This window comes from Actinomadura logoneensis (assembly GCF_003428695.1).
GTDB classification, from domain to species: domain Bacteria; phylum Actinomycetota; class Actinomycetes; order Streptosporangiales; family Streptosporangiaceae; genus Spirillospora; species Spirillospora logoneensis.
The window spans coordinates 1-21,094 of record NZ_QURH01000231.1; the positions used below are offsets into that span (position 1 = coordinate 1).

At 71.6% G+C, this 21,094-nt stretch carries 18 protein-coding genes and 2 pseudogenes; 10 read left to right on the forward strand and 10 right to left on the reverse strand.

Annotated features, from left to right (window positions below):
* The 3 genes and pseudogenes from DZF91_RS39760 to DZF91_RS13465 all read left to right on the forward strand — a co-directional run.
* A pseudogene (locus DZF91_RS39760) lies at positions 1-719 on the forward strand (AMP-binding protein); the annotation flags it as partial.
* Between the two features lie 212 nt (positions 720-931).
* The gene (gene sigM, locus DZF91_RS13460) at positions 932-1,555 is read left to right on the forward strand and encodes an RNA polymerase sigma factor SigM (RefSeq protein ID WP_117357814.1); all 624 of its coding nucleotides are present in this window, start codon (positions 932-934) and stop codon (positions 1,553-1,555) included.
* A complete protein-coding gene (locus tag DZF91_RS13465) occupies positions 1,552-2,316 on the forward strand; it encodes an anti-sigma factor family protein (protein ID WP_117357815.1) in 765 nt (254 codons plus the stop codon). Before sigM ends, DZF91_RS13465 begins: the two co-directional genes overlap by 4 nt.
* A 195-nt stretch (positions 2,317-2,511) precedes the next feature.
* On the opposite strand, the gene DZF91_RS13470 is transcribed toward DZF91_RS13465, so the two are convergent.
* Positions 2,512-3,087, reverse strand: coding sequence for a dienelactone hydrolase family protein (locus tag DZF91_RS13470; protein WP_117357816.1), 576 nt, complete (start codon positions 3,085-3,087; stop codon positions 2,512-2,514).
* 169 nt (positions 3,088-3,256) lie between these two features.
* Here DZF91_RS13470 and trxB point away from each other — a divergent pair, with 169 nt between their 5' ends.
* Together trxB and trxA are read left to right on the forward strand one after the other, a co-directional pair.
* The gene (gene trxB, locus DZF91_RS13475; RefSeq protein ID WP_235834259.1) at positions 3,257-4,240 is read left to right on the forward strand and encodes a thioredoxin-disulfide reductase; all 984 of its coding nucleotides are present in this window, start codon (positions 3,257-3,259) and stop codon (positions 4,238-4,240) included.
* A 77-nt stretch (positions 4,241-4,317) separates the two neighbouring features.
* Positions 4,318-4,632, forward strand: a complete 315-nt coding sequence (gene trxA / locus DZF91_RS13480) for a thioredoxin (RefSeq protein ID WP_117357818.1) — start codon at positions 4,318-4,320, stop codon at positions 4,630-4,632.
* Between the two features lie 68 nt (positions 4,633-4,700).
* Here the strand turns inward: trxA and DZF91_RS13485 are convergent, their stop codons facing one another.
* Complete coding sequence (locus DZF91_RS13485; RefSeq protein ID WP_117357819.1) at positions 4,701-5,318, reverse strand: GNAT family N-acetyltransferase; 618 nt, start codon at positions 5,316-5,318, stop codon at positions 4,701-4,703.
* Positions 5,319-6,263: 945 nt separating this feature from the next.
* Between DZF91_RS13485 and DZF91_RS13495 the strand changes: the two genes are divergently transcribed.
* Positions 6,264-7,496, forward strand: coding sequence for an aminotransferase-like domain-containing protein (locus DZF91_RS13495; protein WP_117357820.1), 1,233 nt, complete (start codon positions 6,264-6,266; stop codon positions 7,494-7,496).
* 264 nt (positions 7,497-7,760) lie between these two features.
* Positions 7,761-8,702 carry a D-alanine--D-alanine ligase family protein gene (locus tag DZF91_RS13500; protein ID WP_117357821.1) on the forward strand — a complete coding sequence of 314 codons (942 nt, stop codon included), beginning with the start codon at positions 7,761-7,763 and terminating at the stop codon, positions 8,700-8,702.
* A gap of 152 nt (positions 8,703-8,854) precedes the next feature.
* Here DZF91_RS13500 and DZF91_RS13505 read toward each other — a convergent pair whose 3' ends face one another.
* The 3 genes from DZF91_RS13505 to rsmG all read right to left on the reverse strand — a co-directional run bounded on the left by DZF91_RS13505 (position 8,855) and on the right by rsmG (position 11,765).
* Entirely contained in the window at positions 8,855-9,853 is a 999-nt protein-coding gene (locus tag DZF91_RS13505) for a ParB/RepB/Spo0J family partition protein (protein WP_117357822.1), read from the reverse strand.
* Positions 9,850-10,695 carry a ParA family protein gene (locus tag DZF91_RS13510; RefSeq protein WP_328589165.1) on the reverse strand — a complete coding sequence of 282 codons (846 nt, stop codon included), beginning with the start codon at positions 10,693-10,695 and terminating at the stop codon, positions 9,850-9,852. Before DZF91_RS13510 ends, DZF91_RS13505 begins: the two co-directional genes overlap by 4 nt.
* Positions 10,696-11,114: 419 nt before the next feature.
* Positions 11,115-11,765 carry a 16S rRNA (guanine(527)-N(7))-methyltransferase RsmG gene (gene rsmG, locus DZF91_RS13515; protein WP_117357824.1) on the reverse strand — a complete coding sequence of 217 codons (651 nt, stop codon included), beginning with the start codon at positions 11,763-11,765 and terminating at the stop codon, positions 11,115-11,117.
* 232 nt (positions 11,766-11,997) lie between these two features.
* Between rsmG and DZF91_RS41140 the strand changes: the two genes are divergently transcribed.
* Positions 11,998-12,498 (forward strand): DUF6458 family protein, encoded by a 501-nt coding sequence (locus tag DZF91_RS41140; protein ID WP_199486613.1) that lies wholly within the window; start codon positions 11,998-12,000, stop codon positions 12,496-12,498.
* 450 nt (positions 12,499-12,948) lie between these two features.
* On the opposite strand, the gene DZF91_RS13525 is transcribed toward DZF91_RS41140, so the two are convergent.
* The 5 genes and pseudogenes from DZF91_RS13525 to rpmH all read right to left on the reverse strand — a co-directional run bounded on the left by DZF91_RS13525 (position 12,949) and on the right by rpmH (position 15,900).
* Positions 12,949-13,434 carry a Jag family protein gene (locus DZF91_RS13525; RefSeq protein WP_117357834.1) on the reverse strand — a complete coding sequence of 162 codons (486 nt, stop codon included), beginning with the start codon at positions 13,432-13,434 and terminating at the stop codon, positions 12,949-12,951.
* A 36-nt stretch (positions 13,435-13,470) separates the two neighbouring features.
* The gene (gene yidC / locus DZF91_RS13530; protein ID WP_117357825.1) at positions 13,471-14,439 is read right to left on the reverse strand and encodes a membrane protein insertase YidC; all 969 of its coding nucleotides are present in this window, start codon (positions 14,437-14,439) and stop codon (positions 13,471-13,473) included.
* A 106-nt stretch (positions 14,440-14,545) separates the two neighbouring features.
* A pseudogene (gene yidD, locus DZF91_RS42000) lies at positions 14,546-14,815 on the reverse strand (membrane protein insertion efficiency factor YidD); the annotation flags it as partial.
* Between the two features lie 125 nt (positions 14,816-14,940).
* On the reverse strand, positions 14,941-15,363 hold the full coding sequence (gene rnpA / locus DZF91_RS13540) for a ribonuclease P protein component (protein ID WP_328589164.1): 423 nt from the start codon (positions 15,361-15,363) through the stop codon (positions 14,941-14,943).
* Positions 15,364-15,762: 399 nt separating this feature from the next.
* The gene (gene rpmH, locus DZF91_RS13550; RefSeq protein ID WP_117357827.1) at positions 15,763-15,900 is read right to left on the reverse strand and encodes a 50S ribosomal protein L34; all 138 of its coding nucleotides are present in this window, start codon (positions 15,898-15,900) and stop codon (positions 15,763-15,765) included.
* A gap of 965 nt (positions 15,901-16,865) precedes the next feature.
* Here rpmH and dnaA point away from each other — a divergent pair.
* Both dnaA and dnaN read left to right on the forward strand, forming a co-directional pair.
* Entirely contained in the window at positions 16,866-19,244 is a 2,379-nt protein-coding gene (dnaA, locus tag DZF91_RS13555) for a chromosomal replication initiator protein DnaA (RefSeq protein ID WP_117357828.1), read from the forward strand.
* Positions 19,245-19,844: 600 nt separating this feature from the next.
* Positions 19,845-20,975 carry a DNA polymerase III subunit beta gene (gene dnaN, locus DZF91_RS13560; RefSeq protein WP_117357829.1) on the forward strand — a complete coding sequence of 377 codons (1,131 nt, stop codon included), beginning with the start codon at positions 19,845-19,847 and terminating at the stop codon, positions 20,973-20,975.
* Positions 20,976-21,094 lie beyond the last annotated feature (119 nt).

Sequence of the window (21,094 nt, forward strand, 5' to 3'; positions counted from 1 at the left end):
CCGCCCCGGCGCGTCCGATGCGCTCGTCGCCGCCCACGGCCGCCCCGCCCCCGGTCCAGCCCACGACCCCGGTCGGACGCCCCACCCGGCACGGCGCGCCGCGCAAGCCCGCCAACCGCGGCCTGATCGGCGTGGCCGCGGCGGCGCTCACGGTCGTCGTCGGGCTCGGTGCGTGGGCGCTGTCCGGCAGCGACGAGCCGAAGAAGGGCACGGGCGCGCAGGGCAACGTCACCGGGCACGGCAAGACCTCCTCGCCGTCCGAGCCCGCCTCGACGACGCTGAAGCCCGTCGACGTCTTCTCGCTCGAGGATTCCAAGGGTGACACCGACCACCAGATCGGGAAGAACCTGGACGTCCTGCTGAAGAGCGGCGGGCACGGCCGGTCCTGGCAGAGCGCGGGGTACCACGGGGACAACTTCGGCAAGCTGAAGAACGGCCTCGGGGTCGTCTTCGACATGGGCCGCAAGGTCCGGGTCGAAAGCGTCCGGGTCGACACCGCGGGCGTCTCGGGCGCTCCGATGGAGCTGCGCGTCGGCGATTCCAAGTCGCTCGGCGCCCTGCGCGTCGTCGGGCAGGCGAGGTCCCAAAGCGGTACATTCCCCATCAAGGCGGACAAGGCCGGGACGGGCCAGTACGTCTGCGTCTGGTTCACCACCCCGGTGCCGGACGGGTTCAAGGCGAAACTGAGCGAGGTCACGATTCTCGGCTCCGCCGGTTAGCACACCGCTCCCGGACCTGCTCGCGACACGCCCGGGAGCGGTAACGATGGGGTGGCGATCGCGTCCGCCCCATCACGGGTCGTGCCGTTGGGGGAGGTCTCTCGGTATCGTGCCTGTGAGCAGAATGTCCCCTCCCCCCAGGAATCTGTGGTGTCTTCCTCAGCAGGTGCGACCGCTCCCGGACGTCCGGTGAGCACCGAAGGCGTGCGGTCATGGCCTCGGTGAGCACGCCGCGGGTGGGCGAGGTGCCCGACAAGGAGCTCCTCGCCCGGCACGCGCAGGGGGACCCGCATGCCTTCGCCGAGCTCGTGCACCGGCACCGGGACCGCATGTGGGCGGTCGCGCTGCGCACCCTCGGCGACCCGGACGAGGCCGCCGACGCCCTCCAGGACGCCTGCCTGTCGGCGTTCCGCGCCGCGGGCCGGTTCCGCGGCGACGCCGCCGTCACGACCTGGCTGCACCGCATCGTGGTGAACGCGTGCCTGGACCGCATCCGCCGCCGCTCGGTGCGTCCGGCCACGCCCATGGGGGACGACGCGACCTTCGACGCCGTCGCCCCCAAGATGCCCGACCCCACCGACGCGCACGGGATCTCCCTGGACGTACGGCAGGCCCTCGGGCACCTGCCGTACGAGCAGCGCGCGGCGCTCGTCCTGGTGGACATGATGGGCTACTCGGTGGACGACGCGGCGGCCGTCCTGGAGGTCCCGCCCGGCACGATCAAGTCGCGCTGCGCCCGCGGACGGGCGAGGCTCGCGCCACTTCTGCGCCAGCATCGGAACCGACGGGACGCGCGGAACGTCGGAGGTGTGGAAGGAGGTGGCGCACCCCGATGATCACCCCGCACCTCGACTACGACACCCTGGCCGACCTCGCCGAGGGACTGCTCGAAGACGACCGGGTCGCCTCCGCCAACGCGCACCTCGACACCTGCGCCGAATGCCGGGACCGATCCGCCGACCTTGCGGACGTCTCCCGGATCCTGGCGGAGGCGCCGCTCCCGCCCATGCCCGCCGAACTCGCCGAGCGGATCGACTCCGCCCTGGCCGCCGAGTCGCTCCACACGGCCACCGTGGTGAGCCTCGAGCAGCGGCGCAGGCAGCGGCACTGGCGGGTGCTGTCGGCCGCCGCGGCCGCGGTGGTCGTGCTCGGCGGCGGAACGGCGGTCGGCACGACCATCCTGCGCGGCGGCACCCATGACGGCACCGCCAACGTCCCGCCGCCGGTCTCGGACCCGTCCGCGACGAACCACATCTCCGCTGGGGGCGTGCCCTCCGCGGCGGACGGCTACGCGATCGTCTCGACCGGCACGGACTACCACGCGGCGTCGCTCGGCCCCCAGGTCGCGCGGGCGGTCGGCGCACCGGGCCGGCGCCTGACGGTCCAGGGCGCGACGGCGACGGTGCAGCAGTGCGTGGCGGCCGTGGCGAAGACCGTCCGGCCCGTCCTGGTCGACCAGGCGAAGTACGACGGGGCGCCCGCGGTGGTCATCGCGCTGCCCGGCCCGTCCGCCGGACGGTACGACGTGTGGGTCGTCCGCCCGGACTGCACTCCCAAGGACCAGCGGCTCATCAGCCACACCCAGGTGTCCGGCTGAGGCTCGCGTTCGTCGCTGAGACGAGAGACGACGGCCGTCCGATGTCCGGACGGCCGTCGTTTTCGTGTCAGTAGGGGGTTCTCCAGGAGCCTTCCAGAGCGATCCGCCGCTGCGGACTCCGCGATCGTCCCCGGCGGCCCGTCCTTAGGATGCTTCTCAGCGAAGCCTCTGCGGACGGTTTCGTGGAGCCTCCGTTCAGAGACCCTTCAGGAAGTCCTCTGCGATCGCCCAGGCGCGCTCGGCGGACTCGGCGTCGTGGTCGGAGAGGTCGGGGTCGGTGAACAGATGCCCCGCCCCCGGGTAGCGGAAGACCTCGACATCGGCGCCCGCGCGCCGCATCCGGAGGTACCACGCGTTCTGCCAGTCGACCGGCTCGAAGGTGTCCGGGTCGGCCACATGGAGCTGGACGGGGAGGTCCGGCGCGGAGGCGTCGTCCGGCATGTCGGACGTTCCGTGCATGAGCAGCAGGCCGCGCGCGTTCTCGTCCGCCAGCGCGAGGTTCTGGGCGAGGGCGCCGCCCAGGGAGAAGCCCGCGTAGACGACGCCGTCCGAGCCGGACAGCGGCGCCGCCGCCGCGACCGCCCGCCTGAGCAGCTCGTCCCGCCCGATCTCCTCCTTGATCTTGATGCCCTCGTCGGGATCGTCCACGACCCGGCCGTCGTAGAGGTCCGGAACGTGCACCTCGTGCCCTTGCGCCCGCAGCCGGTCGGCGGCCTGGAGGACGGCGGGCCGCAGCCCGTACATGGAGTGCAGGAGAAGAATCCGCGCCATGTGGGCAAGCTTATGTCCAGCCCACCCCCGCCCCGGGACGGCCGGGAATCATCGGGCCCTAGGATCGGTTGACGCGACTGGCGGTCCGGAACGGATCCGGGGATCTCCGACACGGCCCGGCGTTCCCGCCCCTCCGGTACCGAAGGCCATCGAGAAAGGCACTGAGACAGTGAGCGACGACGTCCGCAACGTCATCATCATCGGGTCCGGTCCCGCCGGCTACACGGCCGCGGTCTACGCGGCCCGCGGCGATCTGAAGCCGTTGGTCTTCGAGGGGTCGGTGACCGCCGGCGGCGCCCTGATGAACACCACCGACGTGGAGAACTACCCGGGCTTCGCGGACGGCATCATGGGCCCGGACCTCATGGACGGCATGCGCAAGCAGGCCGAGCGGTTCGGCGCGGAGCTGATCACCGACGACGTCACCGAGGTCGACCTCACCTCCGACCCGAAGATCGTCAAGGTCGGCGACGACGTGTACCGCGCGCACGCGGTGATCGTCGCGACCGGCTCGCAGCACCGCAAGCTGGGCCTGCCGCGCGAGGACGCGCTCTCCGGGCGCGGTGTCTCCTGGTGCGCCACCTGCGACGGCTTCTTCTTCCGCGACCAGGACATCGCGGTCGTCGGCGGCGGCGACACCGCCATGGAGGAGGCCATCTTCCTGACCAAGTTCGCCCGCACGGTCACCGTCGTGCACCGCCGGGACGAGCTGCGCGCCAGCCGCATCATGCAGGACCGCGCCTTCAACAACGACAAGATCCGGTTCGCCTGGGACAGCGAGGTCGTGGAGCTGCACGGCGAGGAGAAGCTGAGCGGCGTCCGGCTGCGCAACGTCAGGACCGGCGCCGAGGAGGACCTCGCGGTCACCGGCCTGTTCATCGCGATCGGCCACGACCCGCGCAGCGACCTGTTCACCGGCCAGCTCGACACCGACGACGAGGGCTACCTCGTGGTGGACGCCCCGACGACCCGCACCAACCTGCCCGGCGTGTTCGCCTCCGGCGACGTCGTCGACCACACCTACCGGCAGGCGATCACCGCCGCCGGCACCGGCTGCGCCGCCGCGATCGACGCCGAGCGCTGGCTGCAGGACCGCGGCGAGGCCGAGACCGTCCCGCAGACCGACCCGGCCGTCCTCGCCGGCGAGGGCTGACCGGCGCCCACGCGCCGTCCGGTGCGGCGGCGGGGGGCCGCCGCACCGTCCGAAGAACGAGAACCGAGGGAGACTCCATGAAAGCCGTGACCGACAAGGACTTCGCCACCGCCGTCCTGGAGAGCGACAAGCCCGTGCTGGTCGACTTCTGGGCCGAGTGGTGCGGTCCGTGCCGCATGGTCGCGCCGGTTCTGGAGGAGATCTCCAAGGAGCACGGGGACAAGATCGAGATCGTCAAGATGAACATCGACGAGAACCCGAAGGTCCCCGCCGAGTACGGCGTCATGCAGATCCCGACCCTGAACCTCTACAAGGGCGGTGAGGTCGTGAAGCAGATCATGGGCGCCAAGCCCAAGGCCGCGCTGCTCCGCGAGCTCGCCGAGTTCATCTAGTCACCACCGCGAGGGCTCCGCCGTCCCACCCCGGGAAGGCGGGGCCCTCGCGCGTCTCCCAGCGCCCCTCAGACGGGACGGAGCATCCCCTCCGGGGTCATGGAGCCCAGCAGGCGTTCCAGCGCCATCTCGACGTCCTCACGCCACGACAGGGCCGACTTGAGTTCGAGCCTGAGCCGCGGGTACCGGTGATGCGGCCGGACGGTCTTGAAGCCGACCGACAGCAGGTAGTCGGCGGGGACCATGCACCCGCCGTCCTCGCCCTTGAGGTCGCCGAACGCCTCGATCGCCTTCACCCCGCGCCGGACGAGGTCCTTCGCGACCCCCTGGACGAGCATCCGTCCCAGCCCGCCGCCGGCGAACTCCGGCACGATGTGCGCCGTCATCAGCAGCACCGCGTCCGCGCTCACCGGACTGGTCGGAAACGAGATCGACCGCGGCACGTACAGCGGCGGCGCGAACATCACGAACCCGGCGGGCGTGTCGTCCACGTACGCGATCTTCCCGCAGGAGCCCCACTCCAGCAGCGTCGACGAGACCCAGGCCTCCTTCTCCAGCCCCGCGTCCCCCGCCTTCACGGCCCGTTCCAGGGCCACGGGGTCGAGCTCCCAGAACACGCACCGCCGGCACCGGTGCGGCAGATCATCCAGGTTGTCCAGAGTGATGTTGACCAGACGACGCGACACCGACCCGGCACCCCCGCTCCCGGCGACCCCAACCCCCGGCATCGTAACCAACCCCACCCCACCAGAAGAGCCCCCCGCCCAGCCCCTCCCCCACTCCCACGCCTTCCGACGGGAGCACACCCTCGCTCGGCCCGCCGGCCCCTAGCCACCCGGCGGAACGGCCCGCCGGCCCCTAGCCACCCGGCGGAACGCACCCCCGCTCGCGCCAGTTCGCCGGGTAGGCACGCTTCACCCCGATGCGGGTGCGCAGTGGGCCGTGTCCGGGGGATCGACCTGCAGGACCGGCTGCGGACGGAGCTGTTCGGCAGGTGGACCGGCAAGGTCGAGCGTCTGCGCACCGCCTGCGAGAAAGGGCCGCAGGCGCCGCCGGTCGGGGCAGGCAGTTGAGGGTACTCAGGCACCGTCCGGACGGGCGGACGAGCAAGCGAGCGGGCGACCGGACGAGCGACCGGACGAGCGAGCGGCGGACGAGCGAGCGGCGGACGAGCGAGCGGCGGACGAGCGAGCGGCGGACGAGCGAGCGGCGGACGAGCGAGCGGCGGGCGAGCGACCGGACGAGCAAGCGGCGGGCGAGCGACCGGACGAGCAAGCGAGCGAGCAAGCGGGGCGAGCGAGCAAGCGGGGCGAGCGAGCAAGCGAGCGAGCAAGCGGGCGAGCAAGCGGGCGAGCGAGCGGACGAGCGGGCGGACGAGCCGGCCGCCCAGCCCCGGTGCTGGGCGGCGGATGGGGCGGGTTGGGGGCTGGATGGGTCGTCGGGGGCGTGGGGGCATGGTTCGGTTGGGGGGTGTGGTGTGACCCGGTCGTGGGAGATGCGGGGGGTTCTCCGGATCGGGGCGGGATCGATGCCGTAGTTTGCTGGGACATCCGATCCCCTGGAGGTGGCTCGTGGAGCAGCACTCGCGTTCAGATGCCTACACCGATCGCTATGCCGACCGCGCCGCCGGGATGGTGCCGTCGGAGATCCGGGCCCTGTTCGCGGTCGCCTCGCGGCCCGAGGTCGTCTCGCTGGCCGGGGGGATGCCGTACGTCTCGGCGCTGCCGCTGGACGAGTTCGGCGGGATGGTCGGGGACCTCATCGCGCGCAACGGCGCCCAGGCGCTCCAGTACGCCTCCGCCCAGGGGGATCCGCGACTGCGCGAGCAGATCTGCGAGGTCATGGCGCTGGAGGGCGTGCAGGCGTGCGCGGACGACGTGGTGGTGACCGTCGGCGCGCAGCAGGCGCTCGACCTCATCACGCGGATCTTCGTCAATCCGGGCGACGTCGTCCTCGCGGAGGGACCGTCCTACGTGGGGGCGCTGGGCACCTTCGCGTCGTACGAGGCGCACGTCGTGCACGTCGCGATGGACGAGAACGGCCTCATCCCCGAGGCGCTCGAAGACACCCTCGCGCGGCTGCGGCGGGAGGGACGCACGGTCAAGTTCCTCTACACCGTCCCCACGTTCCAGAACCCGGCGGGCGTGACGCTCTCCGCCGACCGGCGCACGCGCCTGCTGGAGCTGGCCGCCGAGTACGACATCCTCGTCGTCGAGGACAACCCCTACGGGCTGCTCGGCTTCGAGGGCGAGCCCATGCGGGCGCTGCGCGCCGACGATTCCGAGCGCGTGATCTACCTCGGCACGTTCTCCAAGACGATCGCGTCCGGCCTGCGGGTGGGCTGGGCGCTCGCCCCGCACGCGGTGCGCGCCAAGCTCGTCCTCGCGGCCGAGTCGGCGGTGCTCTGCCACTCCAGCTTCTCCCAGCTGGCCGTCCGGGAGTACCTGTCCACGCAGCCGTGGCGCGAGCAGATCAAGGAGTTCCGGCAGCTCTACCGGGAGCGCCGCGACGCCATGCTGGACGCCCTGGAGACGCTCATGCCCGAGGGCTGCAGCTGGACGCGCCCCGCCGGCGGTTTCTTCGTGTGGCTCACCCTCCCCGACGGTCTGGACGCCAAGGCCATGGCTCCGCGCGCCATCGCCGAGCGCGTCGCCTACGTCCCCGGCACCGGTTTCTACGCCGACGGCAACGGCCGCCGGGACATGCGCATCTCGTACTGCTACCCCGAGCCGGACCGCATCCGCGAAGGCGTCCGCCGCCTCGCCGGTGTCATCGAGGGCGAGCTGCGCACCCGCGACACCTTCGGCGGCGTCGGCCACCGCGGCTCCTCCGGTGTGGACACCCCCGGCCCCGAAGTCGTCTGATTCCTCCGCGCTCCCTTCTCGTTCACCCGACCCGCGCCCTCCGCCTCTCCGCAGGCGGAGGGCGCGGGTTTTCTCTGCGAGCCGCCCGTCGCTGCCGTCCCATAAGCCCCATGCCTCCATGCTCGCTGGACGGGAGGAGGCGAGGGAAGCCGAGGCACGTTCTGTGGATAACCCGCCCGAGGCACCGCCCCGTTTCACGTGAAACGGCGGTAGCCCCCATGATGGGTGCCGTCCGACCTGCTCGCCCGCACCGAAGGAACCGCAGTGGAATTCGCTCACGTCGTCGTGCTCGCCGGAGGACTCTCCTACGAGCGTGAGGTCTCACTGCGCTCGGGCCGCCGCGTCGCCGACGCCCTGCGCGCCCTGGACATTCCGGTGGAGCTCCGGGACGCCGACGCTCACCTTCTCGAGCGCCTCGCCGCGGACCCGCCGGACGTCGTCTTCCCCGTCCTGCACGGGGCCATGGGCGAGGACGGCGCGATCCGCGACATCCTCGAACTTGTCGGGATCCCCTACGTCGGCGCCCGTCCGGACGCCTGCCGGGTCGCCTGGGACAAGCCCACCGCGAAATCCGTCGTGGCGCGCGCCGGCGTGGACACGCCCGCCTCGGTCGCCCTTCCCAAGGAGCTCTTCCACGACCTCGGCGCGACCGCCGTCCTCGACCTGGTCGTCACCCGCCTCGGCCTGCCGCTCTTCGTGAAGCCCACGCGCGGCGGCTCCGCGCTCGGCGCCACCGCCGTCCACAAGGCCGAGGACCTCACCGCCGCGCTGGTCTCCTGCTTCGCCTACGGCGACTCCGCCCTCGTCGAGCGCTACGTGGACGGCACGGAGGTCGCCGTCAGCGTCATCGACGGCCCGGACGGTCCGCGCGCCCTCCCGGCCGTGGAGGTGGTCACGCCGAACGGCCGCTATGACTACACGGCGCGCTACGACGCCGGAGACACCGAGTTCGTGGTCCCCGCGCGCCTCTCCCCCGAGGCCGCCGAGCGCGCCACCGACGCCGCCCTCACCGCCCACCGCGCCTTGGGCCTCCGCGACATCTCACGAACCGACCTGATCGTGGACGGGGCGGGCGACGTCCAATTCCTCGAAGTCAACGTGGCTCCCGGCATGACCGAGACCAGCCTCCTCCCCCGCGCCGTCGTCGCCGCCGGCCTCGACCTCGGCCCCCTCTGCGAAACGCTCCTCCGCCGCCGTTTCACGTGAAACACAGGCAACCACACGCGTACGGGACGGATGCCGGGTGCCTCCCGTCCCGCTTGCCATGGCGGCCGTTTCACGTGAAACGACGGCCCCCAGGAAGCAGAACGCCCGCCTCGCGGGTGCGAGGCGGGCGTTGGAGCAGTGCACGTGGGCGGTCAGTCGTCGTCGACGCCCTGGTCACCCGGGGCCATCGCCTGGATGATGCGGTCGAGGTCTTCCAGCGTGGCGAACTCGACCACGATCTTGCCCTTGTTGCGCCCCATGTCCACCCGGACGCGCGTCTCGTAGCGATCCGAGAGGCGGTCGGCGAGGTCCTGGAGCTCGGGGGCCACCGAGCGCTTGCCGCGCGTCCGGGGCGCCTTCGGCTCCTCGTCCGCCTCCCGCATGGCGATGATCTCTTCGACCGCCCGGACGGACAGTCCCTCGGCGACGATGCGCTGGGCCAGCCGGTCCTGGGCCTCCGCGCTGTCCAGCGAGAGCAGCGCGCGGGCGTGCCCGGCCGACAGGACGCCCGCCGCCACCCGCCGCTGGACGTTCGGCGGCAGGTTCAGCAGGCGCAGCGTGTTGGTGATGTGCGGACGGGACCGTCCGATACGGCTGGCGAGCTGCTCGTGGGTGGCGCCGAAGTCCTCCAGGAGCTGCTGGTAGGCGGCGGCCTCCTCCAGCGGGTTGAGCTGCTGGCGGTGCAGGTTCTCCAGGAGGGCGTCGCGGAGCATCGCGTCGTCGCCGGTGTCCCGGACGATCGTGGGGATGGCGTCCAGCCCGGCGAGCTGGGCGGCGCGCCACCGCCGCTCGCCCATGATCAGCTCGTACTCGTGCTCGCCGCCGTCCTTGATGCGCCGGACGACGATCGGCTGGAGCAGGCCGACGATGGCGATCGACTCCGACAGCTCCCGCAGCGCCTCGTCGTCGAAGTGCTCGCGCGGCTGGCGGGGGTTGGGACGGATCAGGCGCGGCGGGATCTCGGCGAAGTGCGCCCCCGCGACCGTCTGGGCCTCCGGGTGTCCCCCGCCGGAGGGGACGTCGCGTCCGGCGGAAGAAGATCCGGAGTGCCCGGTGGCGGCTGCGGACGGGTCGTCGGCCGGTGGCGGCGGCGGAGCGGTCGGGATGAGAGCGCCGAGTCCACGCCCCAGGCCGCGCGGCTGCTTGCTCACTGGGCGGCCTCCACCCAGCGGTGCGCCATCTCCGAGGCGGCCTCGCTGTAGGCGAGCGCGCCGCTGGAGCCGGGGTCGTAGGTGATCACGGACTGCCCGTAGCTCGGGGCCTCCGACACGCGGACGCTCCGCGGGATCACGGTGTTCAGGACGATGTCCCCGAAGTGCGCGCGGACGTCCTCGGCCACCTGGGCGGCGAGCCGCGTCCGCGCGTCGTACATCGTCAGGACGATCGTGGAGATGTTGACCTCCGGGTTCAGGTGCGCCTTCACCAGGTCGACCGTCCGAACGAGCTGCCCGAGGCCCTCCAGCGCGTAGTACTCGCACTGGATCGGGATCAGCAGCTCGTCCCCGCCGACCAGCGCGTTCACCGTGAGCAGCCCGAGCGACGGCGGGCAGTCGATGAGCACGTAGTCGAAGCCGTCGGTGTCGTAGGCGTCCAGCGCGCGACGCAGCCGGGACTCGCGGGCCACCTTGGAGACCAGCTCGATCTCGGCGCCCGCCAGGTTCAACGTGGCCGGAGCGCAGTACAGGTTCGGGATCTCCGGCGCGGGGACGACGATGTCGGCCAGCGGCGTGTCCTCGATCAGCACGTCGTAGATGGACGGAATGTCCGCGTGGTGGTCCACGCCGAGCGCGGTGGAGGCGTTGCCCTGCGGGTCCAGGTCCACCACCAGGACGCGGGCGCCGTGCAGGGCCAGGGACGCCGCGATGTTCACCGACGTGGTCGTCTTGCCCACGCCGCCCTTCTGGTTGGCGACCGAGATGATCCGGCAGCGTCCGGGCCGGGGCCATTCGGCGTCCCGGCGGCCCGCGCCCGGCCTCACCTTGAGCGCGGTCACGGAGGTTTCATGTGAAACCTTGGCGTCCTTCAGCGCCTCGCGCACGAGTTCTGACTCCCCCTGAGTGTGTCCCTGGCGCGGCGCGGGCAGCGTGGCGCCGCCTCCGGTCGGGACGTATCCGACGTTCTCCGCGGTGCCGGACGTCGTGGTTCCCCACAGCGCGTGCCCGGAGGGGGCGGGTCCGCCCTCCTGAGCGGGGTCGCCTGCTTGCGCGGGGCGCGGCACCTCGGGCCGGTATCCGGCGTCCGTCTCCTCGGCGGCCCCGGCGGGCCGTCCGGCCTGGTCGATCGCGGGACCGGACGGGCCTTCTGGACGTTCCGGCGCCTCGGCGTGACCGGGAAGGTCCCCCGCGGGTGCGGCGGCCTGCTCGTCAGCGGATTCGGCGGGGCTGCCAGAGCGGCCCGGTACCGGTCCCGTGCTCATGAAGACCTCTTTTTCGACCCTTTGGCGGGACGCGGCGCGCGTTCGGCCACCACCCGGACAAGCGTTGTCGGCGGCTCGACCTTACCTTGTCCGACTTGGAGTAGTTCAGTGGTCCGCACACCGAATCGCTTGAGCACCGGGGCGGCCTCCTCGATCTCCGCCGCCGCCCGCTCCCCCTTCATCGCCAGCAGCTCACCGCCCGGACGCAGCAGCGGGAGCGCCCATCTCGCCAGCCGTTCCAGCGGCGCGACGGCCCGGGCCGTGGCGACGTCCATGGAGAACTCCTTGACGACCTCCTCGGCACGGCCGCGGCGGACCTCCACATTGCGCAGGCCCAGCAGCTCGACCGCCTCGTTCAGGAAGTTCGTCCGGCGCAGCAGCGGCTCGAGCAGCGTGATCGACAGATCCGGGCGGACGATCGCGAGCACGAGGCCGGGCAGCCCGGCCCCGGAGCCGATGTCCACGACCCGGGCGTTCTCCGGGACGGCCTCGGCCACCACGGCGCAGTTGATCAGATGCCGTTCCCACAGCCGGTCGGCCTCGCGCGGCCCGATCAGCCCGCGCTCCACCCCCGCGTCGGCGAGGAACTCCGCGTAGCGTTCCGCGATCGGCAGCGCGTCACCGAATACCTCACGTGCAATGCCCACCAGACGAATCGTTCCACAAAAACCGGCGGCGGCGTACCCGGGCGGCTCCCGCCACGCCAGCTCACACGGTGTCCCGCCCTCTCCCCCACCCCTGTCCGACCGTCCGGACCGCGTGTCGCAGGACGCGCCGGGACGTGGAAAGCCCTGCGGGAGAGGGCCGGCAGGCATATTCGACGTCAGCCGGGTAGAGGGAGAGCGGCGCTGTCACTCGCGACGGGAGGAGCACTGGGAGATGGGTATCGGTGTCAGTCTGGCCTTCATAGCGGTGGGGATGATCCTCGCCTTCGCGGTGCGGGTCGACCTCAGCGGTCTCGACATTCACCTGGTCGGCTGGATCCTGATCCTGGTCGGCCTGATCAGCATGGTCTTCACCTTCGCCTACACGCGTCCGCGCCGGCGGTCGCAGCAGATCACGGGCGCCGATCCAGGCTACGACGTCGAACCCGACCGGGGCGTCGTCGAGGAGCGCCTGATCGAGCGCGCCGAGGAGCCGCGGGTCGTCGAGCGCGTGGTGGAGCGTCCCGAGGAGCCCAAGGTCGTCGAACGTGTGATCGAGCGTCCCCTGCACGAGGACGCCAGCCCGGCCGACCACGCCGCCGCCGAGCCCGCCGCACAGGACCCGGCGCTGGCGAACGACCCGGCCATCGCCAACGATCCCGCCATCGCCAACGACCCGGCCGCCGCGAACCCGCCGCCCGCGTCGCCGCAGCGCCGCGTTCGGCGCGGACTCTGAGGCGCATCCTCCGGACGAGTGAGCGACGAAGCGTGCGATCACGCGGCCGGCTCGGCCCTCGCGGTCACGGCCGTCCGCACCACTGAGAAGAAGCAGATCGGATAGGGGATACGGTCACCCGGACCGCGCCAGATGGGTGACCGTCCCCGTTCCCCTACCAGGTATCGCGCCTGGACGTATCCACAGCCACCGCAGGCAGGACGTCCAAGCCACCGCAGGCAGGACGTTCAAAGCCACCGCCCCGCAGAGAGCGAAATCCAACAGCGAGCGCGGCTACGGCAGCCGAGCCGTCGCCGCCCAAAAAAGCGAACCGCCTGCCCGTCCCGTTCTCACACGGGGCGGGCAGGCGGTTCGTTGTCGTACGCGGATCCCGACGTGTTCACGCCGGGCCGGCGGTGACCACGCGAACAGCGCCGGTCATGCCGGACGCCTGCGCCGGACGGTCCGTCCCTACGAGGGGTGGACGACGACGTAGCGCTCGGGCTCCTCGCCCTCCGACTCGCTGCGCAGTCCGGCGGCGGCGACCGCGTCGTGCACGATCTTGCGCTCGAACGGGGTCATCGGCGCCAGCGGCTTGGCCACGCCCGCCTGCTTGACCTCGGCCGAGACCTCCTGGCCCAGCTTGGTCAGCTCGGCGCGGCGGCGCTCCCGGTAGCCGCCGATGTCGAGCATCAGCCGGCTGCGCTCGCCGGTCTGGCGGTGGACGGCGAGCCGGGTCAGCTCCTGGAGCGCCTCCAGGACCTCGCCGCGCTTGCCGACCAGCTCGTCCAGGGACGCCCCGACGACCGCGACGACCGCGCGCTCGCCCTCGACGTCCATGTCGATGTCGCCGTCGAAGTCACCGATGTCCAGCAGGCCCTCGATGTAGTCGGCGGCGATCTCGCCTTCCTGCTCGAGCGCCTGGACGTCGACCTCGGTGGTGTCGGTCTGGCTCAACGGGATCTCCTTCTTCGGCACGGACCGGGGTCAAAACTAGCGCTTCTGGGAGCCGCTGCGCTTGCTGCGCGGCTTACGCGTCGGCTGGTTGCGGACGGTCTTGGGCGCGGCGGCCGTGTCGCCGCCCTCCGAACCCTCGGCGCCGGACGCGCCGGACGTCCCGGACGCCGCGGCGCCCTTCTTGGCCTTGGCGCCGGCCGCGGCGGGGGTCTTGCCCTCCACCTTGGCCTTCTCGAGCGCCTCGGGCGACTGGTAGCGCTTGTAGATGTAGTGCGACTGCGCGAGCGTCCAGGAGTTGGACGTCACCCAGTACATGAGCACGCCCAGCGGGAACCCGAGGCCGAACAGGCCGAACGCGGGGGCCAGGAAGACCATCATCTTCTGGGCCTGCATCATCGGGTTGTTCTCGTCGGCCATGGGCGTCTGGCGCTTCATGCTGGCGCGGACGGTGAAGAACGTGGTGACGGACGAGATGACGACCGCCGCACCCGTGATGATCAGCGCGTTCCAGCTCTTGGGGCTGTGGCTCCAGGCGTTGAGGAACGTGTCGGAGATGTGCGACCCGAAGATCGGCGCGTTCTGGGCGCTGTGCACCAGGTCCGGCGACATCTTGAAGACGCCGTGGCCCGGCTTGGCGTCCGAGATGCGCTTGAGCACCTGGAAGAGGCCGATGAACACCGGCATCTGCACCAGGAGCGGCAGGCAGCCCGACAGCGGGTTGGCGCCGTTCTCCTGGTAGAGCTTCATGACCTCCTGGTTGAGGCGCTGCTTGTCGTTCTTGTACTTCTTGCGAAGCGCCTGGACCTTCGGGTTGAGCTCCTGCATCTTCCGGGACGCGTGGATCTGCTTGACGAACAGCGGAACCAGGAGCAGCCGCAGCAGGACGGTCAGCAGGATGATCGAGCCTGCCCAGGCCCACCCGCTGTCCTTCGGGAAGACCAGGCTCAGTGCGGAGTGAATCCACACGATGAGCTGGGAGACGATCGTGTACAACCAGTCAAGCACCGGGCAGCTCCTTGGGCTCTGCTAGGGCGGGGCCGCTCTGCTCGCGGCCGGAGGTCTTCGGGGGTTCCGCGGCCCGGTCGTGCGGGCCGTCGGTCGCGGGGCGCGCGGGGGCGCCGTCCGCGTCCCGTCCCCCGGAGTCCGCGACGGCGGAGGCGCGGTCGCGGTCGCGGTCGCGCCGCGGCGGAACCGGGTCGTAACCGCCAGGGTTGAACGGATGGCACCGGGCGATCCGGCGCACCGTCAGCCAGGAGCCGCGCAGCGCGCCGTGCTCCTGGAGGGCCGCCAGCCCGTAGGCGCTGCACGTGGGCCGGAACCGGCACTGCTGCCCGAGCAGGGGGCTCAAGAAGCGGCGGTAGCCGCGGACCAGGAGGATCAGGACAGCGGCGACCGGTCCGGGACGCGGGCGCGGCTCGGCGCCCCGCTCTCCCGGGTCGGCCGGGGAGTCCGCGCGGTCGGGTCCGACCGGGGAGTCCGCGGGCTGCGCACCCGCCGGTCCGCTCGTCATGTCCGTCCCCTGGAGGTCTGCCCCTTTGAGGTCTGCGCCCTGGTGGTCTGCGCCCTGGTGGTCTGGGCCTTGGCGGTCTGCCGCAGCACCCGGTCGAGGGCGGAGTCCAGATCCGCGGCCAGTTCGTCACCGCGCGCCACCCCGGCTGCGGGGTTGGCGCGCACTACGAGCAGGCTACCCTCCGGAAGTCGGTCCAGGCGCGCACGCACGAGGTGACGCAGCCGGCGCCGCACCCGGTTCCGGACGACGGCGTTCCCGACCGTCCGGGCCACGATGAACCCGACCAGCGGAGGCGTGTCCTGCCCGGCCGGAGTGTGCCCGGTCGCGTCCGTCCCGGTGGTGTGCATCCCGGTGCGGTCCGGACGGACCGTGCCGTCGCGGGCCGGATGGGAGGCGCCGTCTCCCTGATCGCTGTCCACACTTGTGGAAACGACCGGACGGGACGCTTCGTCAGCACCGGACGCCCGGTTATCCACAGGCTGTGCGTCAGGCGCGGCCGACCGATCGGCGGCGCCGGACCGGCTCTGCTGCTGGACGGAGGCGTCGGCGGACGAGTTATCCACAGGGGACGTCCCGTCTCCCGGCGGCCGCTCGCCCGGTCCGGACGGCCGGTGGTCCCCGTCGCGAGGCGCGGCGGCGTTCGCGGGCCGCGAACCGGCACGCGCCTCGGCGGGGAACGGCGCGGCGGACGGGTCCCTGCGGAGCAGGTGCACGACAACAGTTGGCCGTCCGGCGCGTCGCCCGCGCCGGACGGCCAAGGTGAAGTCGTCCCGCCGCCGCATCCGGTGTCCGGACGGCAGCATTGCGTCAGAAGTGGGTCAGACCGCGATGCGGGCGCGGCCCTTGCCGCGCCGCGAGGAGAGGACGGCGCGCCCGGCGCGGGTGCGCATGCGCAGCCGGAAGCCGTGCTTCTTGTGACGACGGCGGTTGTTCGGCTGGAAAGTACGCTTGCTCACTTGAGGCTCCAGTGCTGCTGCGGTCGGCGGTTTCAGTCTCGATGATTCGCACCGCGGGCCGCGTCCGGTCCCCCGCAGCGGGGGCCCACCCGGCTCTCCGTGAAAGGGCGAGACGGCGGGCACGCGTCATCTCCGTCGATGCGACTCGACCTCAGCACGTTACGGGCTACTCGTCCGTCCGGTCAAACGGAACGGCCTCCGGCACCTGCTGATCTTCGAGTCGGAAACGGGCTCGCCCCTCACACGGGGAGATTACGGGCACCTCGGAACCGTCCTGAGAACAGTCTGCGTGGCGACTTCGGAGCAGCAGCGGAGAGAGCCCCTGAACGGCTTCGGGAGCTGACGCGGAACGGCCTGGGGCCGACAGTGGAACGCCTGCCGACGGACGAGGAACAGACCGAGGAGCGGGCCCAGGTCCCGGACATACGCCTTAGGCCCGCGGGTCACGAACGTGGCTTTGTCCACAGTGCCGTCCCCGCTCCGGCAAGACGTCCTCGGCCCGGCTCGTGCGCCCGCGCGATAGGGCTTGTCAAGGAATCCTGACTCTCCTCGTGCGCCCGCGCGAAGGCTGTGGGTAACTGTGGATCTTGTGGGGACGAAGGCGGTACGGACGGGGTTCCTGAGGCGTGTTGCGACCATCCGGAGGCAGGCCCTACAGTGACGGGACGAGTTTCCCGGTATGTGCGCTCCAGCCGACCGGTTCTCCTACTTCTCGCAGGTCTCGCAGGGTTCGCAGAGATCAACGCCCCCCGTTTTCCACGGTTCCACAGGCCGTGCCATGGAGTTTTACACAGGCGTCCCCATGTTCATGCACATGCTGTGGACAACTCTGTGGACAACTCGTGAGAGAGTAGGTCTCCCGCTGAGCGGACGGGCCTTTGCGGCGGCCCGGAGCCGCGGGTTCGACGGGTTGAGGGGTGCTCCGCACGACGACTGTGCAGGAGCCATCGGGAGGGGCCTTGCGCATGGACGGACAGAATCTCGGATCCGCCTGGGCGCGCGCGGTTGCGGCACTGGCCGACCGTGACCTTTCTCCCAACCACCGCGCCTGGCTCCCGCTCGTCCGCCCGCTCGCCCTTGTGGAAGACACCGCTCTCCTGGCCGCGCCCAACGAGTTCGCCAAGAGCGCCTTGGAGAACCGCCTGCGCGGCCTCATCACCCAGGCCCTCTCGGAGGAGCTGGGGCGTGAGATACGCGTGGCGGTGACCGTCCAGCCCGAGGCGTCCGTACCTCCGCCCGCGCACGAGGGCGGCCAAGGACAGGGACAGGGCCAAGGGCAGTCCGACTCCCAGCCGTACCGCGGCGACGAGCAGCCGTACCGCAATGACGACGCGCCGTCCTCCTACAGGGGAGAGCGCGAACGCCCCTACGGCGACCCGGGTTACGAAGGCCGCCCCTATGGTGAGCGTCACGGTGAGCGCCCTTACCCGGACAAGCCCTATGCCGACCGTGGATACGGCCCGTCGAACTACGCCGCCGGCCAGGACGACGACCGTGAGCGTGACGGCGACCGCCACCGCGACCGTGAGCGCGGCTGGGCTCCGGGCGGTCCCAAGCGCGACGAGGACGACCGCGGCTGGACGGTCCAGCGCGAGGACGACGACCGCGGCTGGTCCCAGCGCCCCGGCGGCGACTACGGAGGCCGTCCCCAGGGCTACGGCCCGGGCGGGGGACGCTCGCCGTTCGAGGGCCAGGGCCGTAATCCACAGGGCGGTGGATATCCCGCCGGTCCCGACCAGGACCGCTACTCCTCCGAAGACCGCTACTCCGCGCCCGCCGACCAGGACCGCTTCGCGGGCTCGGACCAGGACCGCTACGGCGTGTCCGAGCCGAGCGGCGGCGGGTACCCGGGCGGCCAGGGGCCCGGCGCCGACCAGAACGGCTACGGCGGTCCCGAGCAGAGCGGCGGCTACCCCACGTCCGACCACGGCGGCTACGGCGGTCCGCGTCCCACCGGCCGTCCCGGGATGCCCGGCGGCGCGACGTCCGGGCCGTCCCACGCCCCCTCGCACCTGAACGACCGCACGCTCGGCACGGTGCGTCCTCCGGAGCGCGACCCGCAGCGCGGCGGTTCGGAGCCGTCCAGGGCCGGACGGCCCGACGGTGGCGCGGCGGGCGGCGGTCCGCAGGTGTCGCCGTTCCCGCCCTCGGACGTCTTCCAGATCGGTTCGGAGCGTCCGCCCTACCGGGGCGGCGGCGACGCCGACCAGCCGTACCGTCCCGACGACGCGCCCTACCGGGACGACGACGCGGGCGCGGCTCCCGCGCCCGCCGGGGGCGGCGCGTCCGGCCAGCAGGCCGCCGAGCCCGGACGGCTGAACCCCAAGTACACGTTCGAGACGTTCGTCATCGGCTCGTCCAACCGGTTCGCGCACGCGGCGGCCGTCGCCGTGGCCGAGCAGCCCGCCAAGGCGTACAACCCGCTGTTCATCTACGGCGACTCCGGCCTCGGCAAGACGCACCTGCTGCACGCCATCGGCCATTACGCGCAGAGCCTGTTCAACGGCGCGCGCGTCCGCTACGTGAGCTCCGAGGAGTTCACCAACGACTTCATCAACTCCATCCGGGACGGCAAGGCCGACGGGTTCCGCCGCCGCTACCGGGACGTCGACATCCTGCTCGTGGACGACATCCAGTTCCTCGAGGGCAAGGAGCAGACGCAGGAGGAGTTCTTCCACACCTTCAACACGCTGCACAACGCGTCCAAGCAGATCGTGATCTCGTCGGACCGTCCGCCCAAGGAGCTCGTCACGCTCGAGGACCGGCTGCGCAACCGGTTCGAGTGGGGCCTGACCACCGACGTCCAGCCGCCCGAGCTGGAGACGCGCATAGCGATCCTGCAGAAGAAGGCCCGGCAGGAGGGCCTCGCCGCGCCGCCGGACGTGCTGGAGTTCATCGCCTCCCAGATCGCGACCAACATCCGCGAGCTGGAGGGGGCGCTGATCCGGGTCACCGCGTTCGCCAGCCTCAACCGCCAGTCGGTCGACATGAAGCTGGCCGAGATCGTGCTGAAGGACCTCATCCCCAACGACACCGGGCCGGAGATCACCGCCCCGATGATCATGGCGCAGACTGTGGAGTACTTCGGGACGACGATCGAGGACCTCTGTGGACCGTCGCGTTCGCGGATGCTCGTCACCGCCCGGCAGATCGCGATGTACCTCTGCCGCGAGCTGACCGACCTGTCACTTCCCAAGATCGGGCAGCAGTTCGGCGGCCGGGACCACACCACGGTGATGCACGCCGAGCGGAAGATCCGCAGCTTGATGGCCGAAAGGCGGGCCATCTACAACCAGGTGACCGAGCTGACGGGGCGCATCAAGCACCAGGCGCGCAAGCGCTGAACCGGCCCGTCAGGAGCCCGGAACGGCCGTCCGCGGGGGCGCTCACCCAAGATCGTCTTTCACGGCCTGGGGATAACCCGGCCCTCCGCGGTGGATAACCGGGGGAAAACCTGCGGACAACGCCGTCGATTCTGAGGACGACTCGTGGACGGATTGGGGACAGGCTGGGGACGAGCACCCGGCATCATGGGGACGAGTCCGTGGAGAACCTGGGGACGGCCTGTGCACAGCGCGTCCCCGGAGCCCGCCGGACCGGCGTCGCGCCGCGACCGGGCCGGGAGGGCGGGGAGAACCTGCGGAAAACTCGTGGACAACCGGGGGATGACTTGAGGACGACGTGTGGGGAACGTTTCGCCGTCCCCAGGCCGCGTCGCGCCGTCCACCGCTCCTGCACAGGGCCGGTGGATGAAGACAGGCGGTCTCACCTGGGACGATGCGGGTTGTCCACACTATCCACCGCCCCTATGACTAGTACTTCCTCTTATCTCTACTCAAGAAAAGATCCATCTCAACTCAGGGCCTGGGGAAATCCGTGAGCCCGGCCCCGACCGAGATCTGTCCGGCGCACCGTTGCCCGAAACCTGCAGGAGGCGGGTCCCCTTGAAGTTCCGCATCGACAGAGACGCCCTGGCCGACGCCGTGGCCTGGACGGCGCGCACCCTCCCGGTGCGCCCCCCGGTGCCCGTCCTCGCCGGGATGCACATCGAGGCGAGCGACCGGCTGAAGCTGTCGGCGTTCGACTACGAGGTGTCCGCCCAGGTGTCCACCGACATCGACACCGAGGAGCCGGGGACCGCGCTCGTCTCCGGCCGGCTGCTCGCCGAGATCTGCCGCAGCCTTCCTCCCCACCCTGTGGAGGTGACGACCGACGGCGCGAAGGTGATGCTGCGCTGCGGGTCGGCGAAGTTCACACTCCTCACCATGCCTGTGGAGGACTACCCGACCCTCCCGGCGATGCCGCCCGCCGCCGGCTCGGTCGGCTCCGACGAGTTCGCCGCCGCGGTGTCCCAGGTGGCGATCGCCGCCGGCCGCGACGACACGATCCCGATGCTGACCGGCGTCCGGGTGGAGATCGAGGGCGAGACCGTCACCCTCGCGTCCACCGACCGGTACCGCCTGGCCGTCCGGGAGCTGCACTGGAAGCCGGAGCGACCGGACTTCTCCGCCGTGGCCCTGGTGCCCGCCAAGACGCTCGCCGACACCGCCAAGTCGCTGACCGCCGGGGCCGAGGTCTCGATCGCCCTGGGCGGCTCCGAGGGCGGCGCCGGCGAGGGCATGATCGGGTTCGAGGGCGGCGGTCGCCGCACCACCTCCCGGCTGCTGGACGGCGACTTCGTGAAGTACCGCTCGCTGCTGCCGAGCGAGTACGCGGGCCTCGCCGAGATCTCGACCGCGCCGTTCATCGAGGCGGTCAAGCGCGTGTCCCTGGTCGCCGAGCGCAACACGCCCGTCCGGCTGTCGTTCCGGCAGGGCGAGGTCGTCCTGGAGGCGGGCACCGGCGACGAGGCGCAGGCCGTGGAGGCCCTGGAGGCCACGCTGGAGGGCGAGGACATCGACATCGCCTTCAACCACGGCTTCCTGCTCGACGGCCTCTCCGCGATCGGCTCGGACGTCGCGCGGCTGTCGTTCACGACGCCGACCAAGCCGGCCGTCCTCACGGGCAAGCCGCCGCAGGACGGGGAGAACCCCAACTACCGGTACCTGATCATGCCTGTGCGACTCTCTGGGTAAGCACCACGACCGGGGGCACAACAGGGGACCCCGGGACGGTCCGGGGCCTTCTGGGGCCGCCAGGGGCATCCTGGGAGCATCAGGGGGACATCCGCCCGCCGCGTGCCGCGCGCGGCGGT

Excerpts from the sequence above, each read along its gene's own strand:
- sigM (WP_117357814.1), top strand. The coding sequence starts at position 932 with ATGGCCTCGGTGAGCACGCCGCGGGTGGGCGAGGTGCCCGACAAGGAG.
- DZF91_RS13495 (WP_117357820.1), top strand. The coding sequence starts at position 6,264 with ATGGTGCCGTCGGAGATCCGGGCCCTGTTCGCGGTCGCCTCGCGGCCC.
- DZF91_RS13465 (WP_117357815.1), top strand. The coding sequence starts at position 1,552 with ATGATCACCCCGCACCTCGACTACGACACCCTGGCCGACCTCGCCGAG.
- trxA (WP_117357818.1), top strand. The coding sequence starts at position 4,318 with ATGAAAGCCGTGACCGACAAGGACTTCGCCACCGCCGTCCTGGAGAGC.
- DZF91_RS13470 (WP_117357816.1), bottom strand. The coding sequence starts at position 3,087 with ATGGCGCGGATTCTTCTCCTGCACTCCATGTACGGGCTGCGGCCCGCC.
- dnaA (WP_117357828.1), top strand. The coding sequence starts at position 16,866 with ATGGACGGACAGAATCTCGGATCCGCCTGGGCGCGCGCGGTTGCGGCA.
- DZF91_RS41140 (WP_199486613.1), top strand. The coding sequence starts at position 11,998 with ATGGGTATCGGTGTCAGTCTGGCCTTCATAGCGGTGGGGATGATCCTC.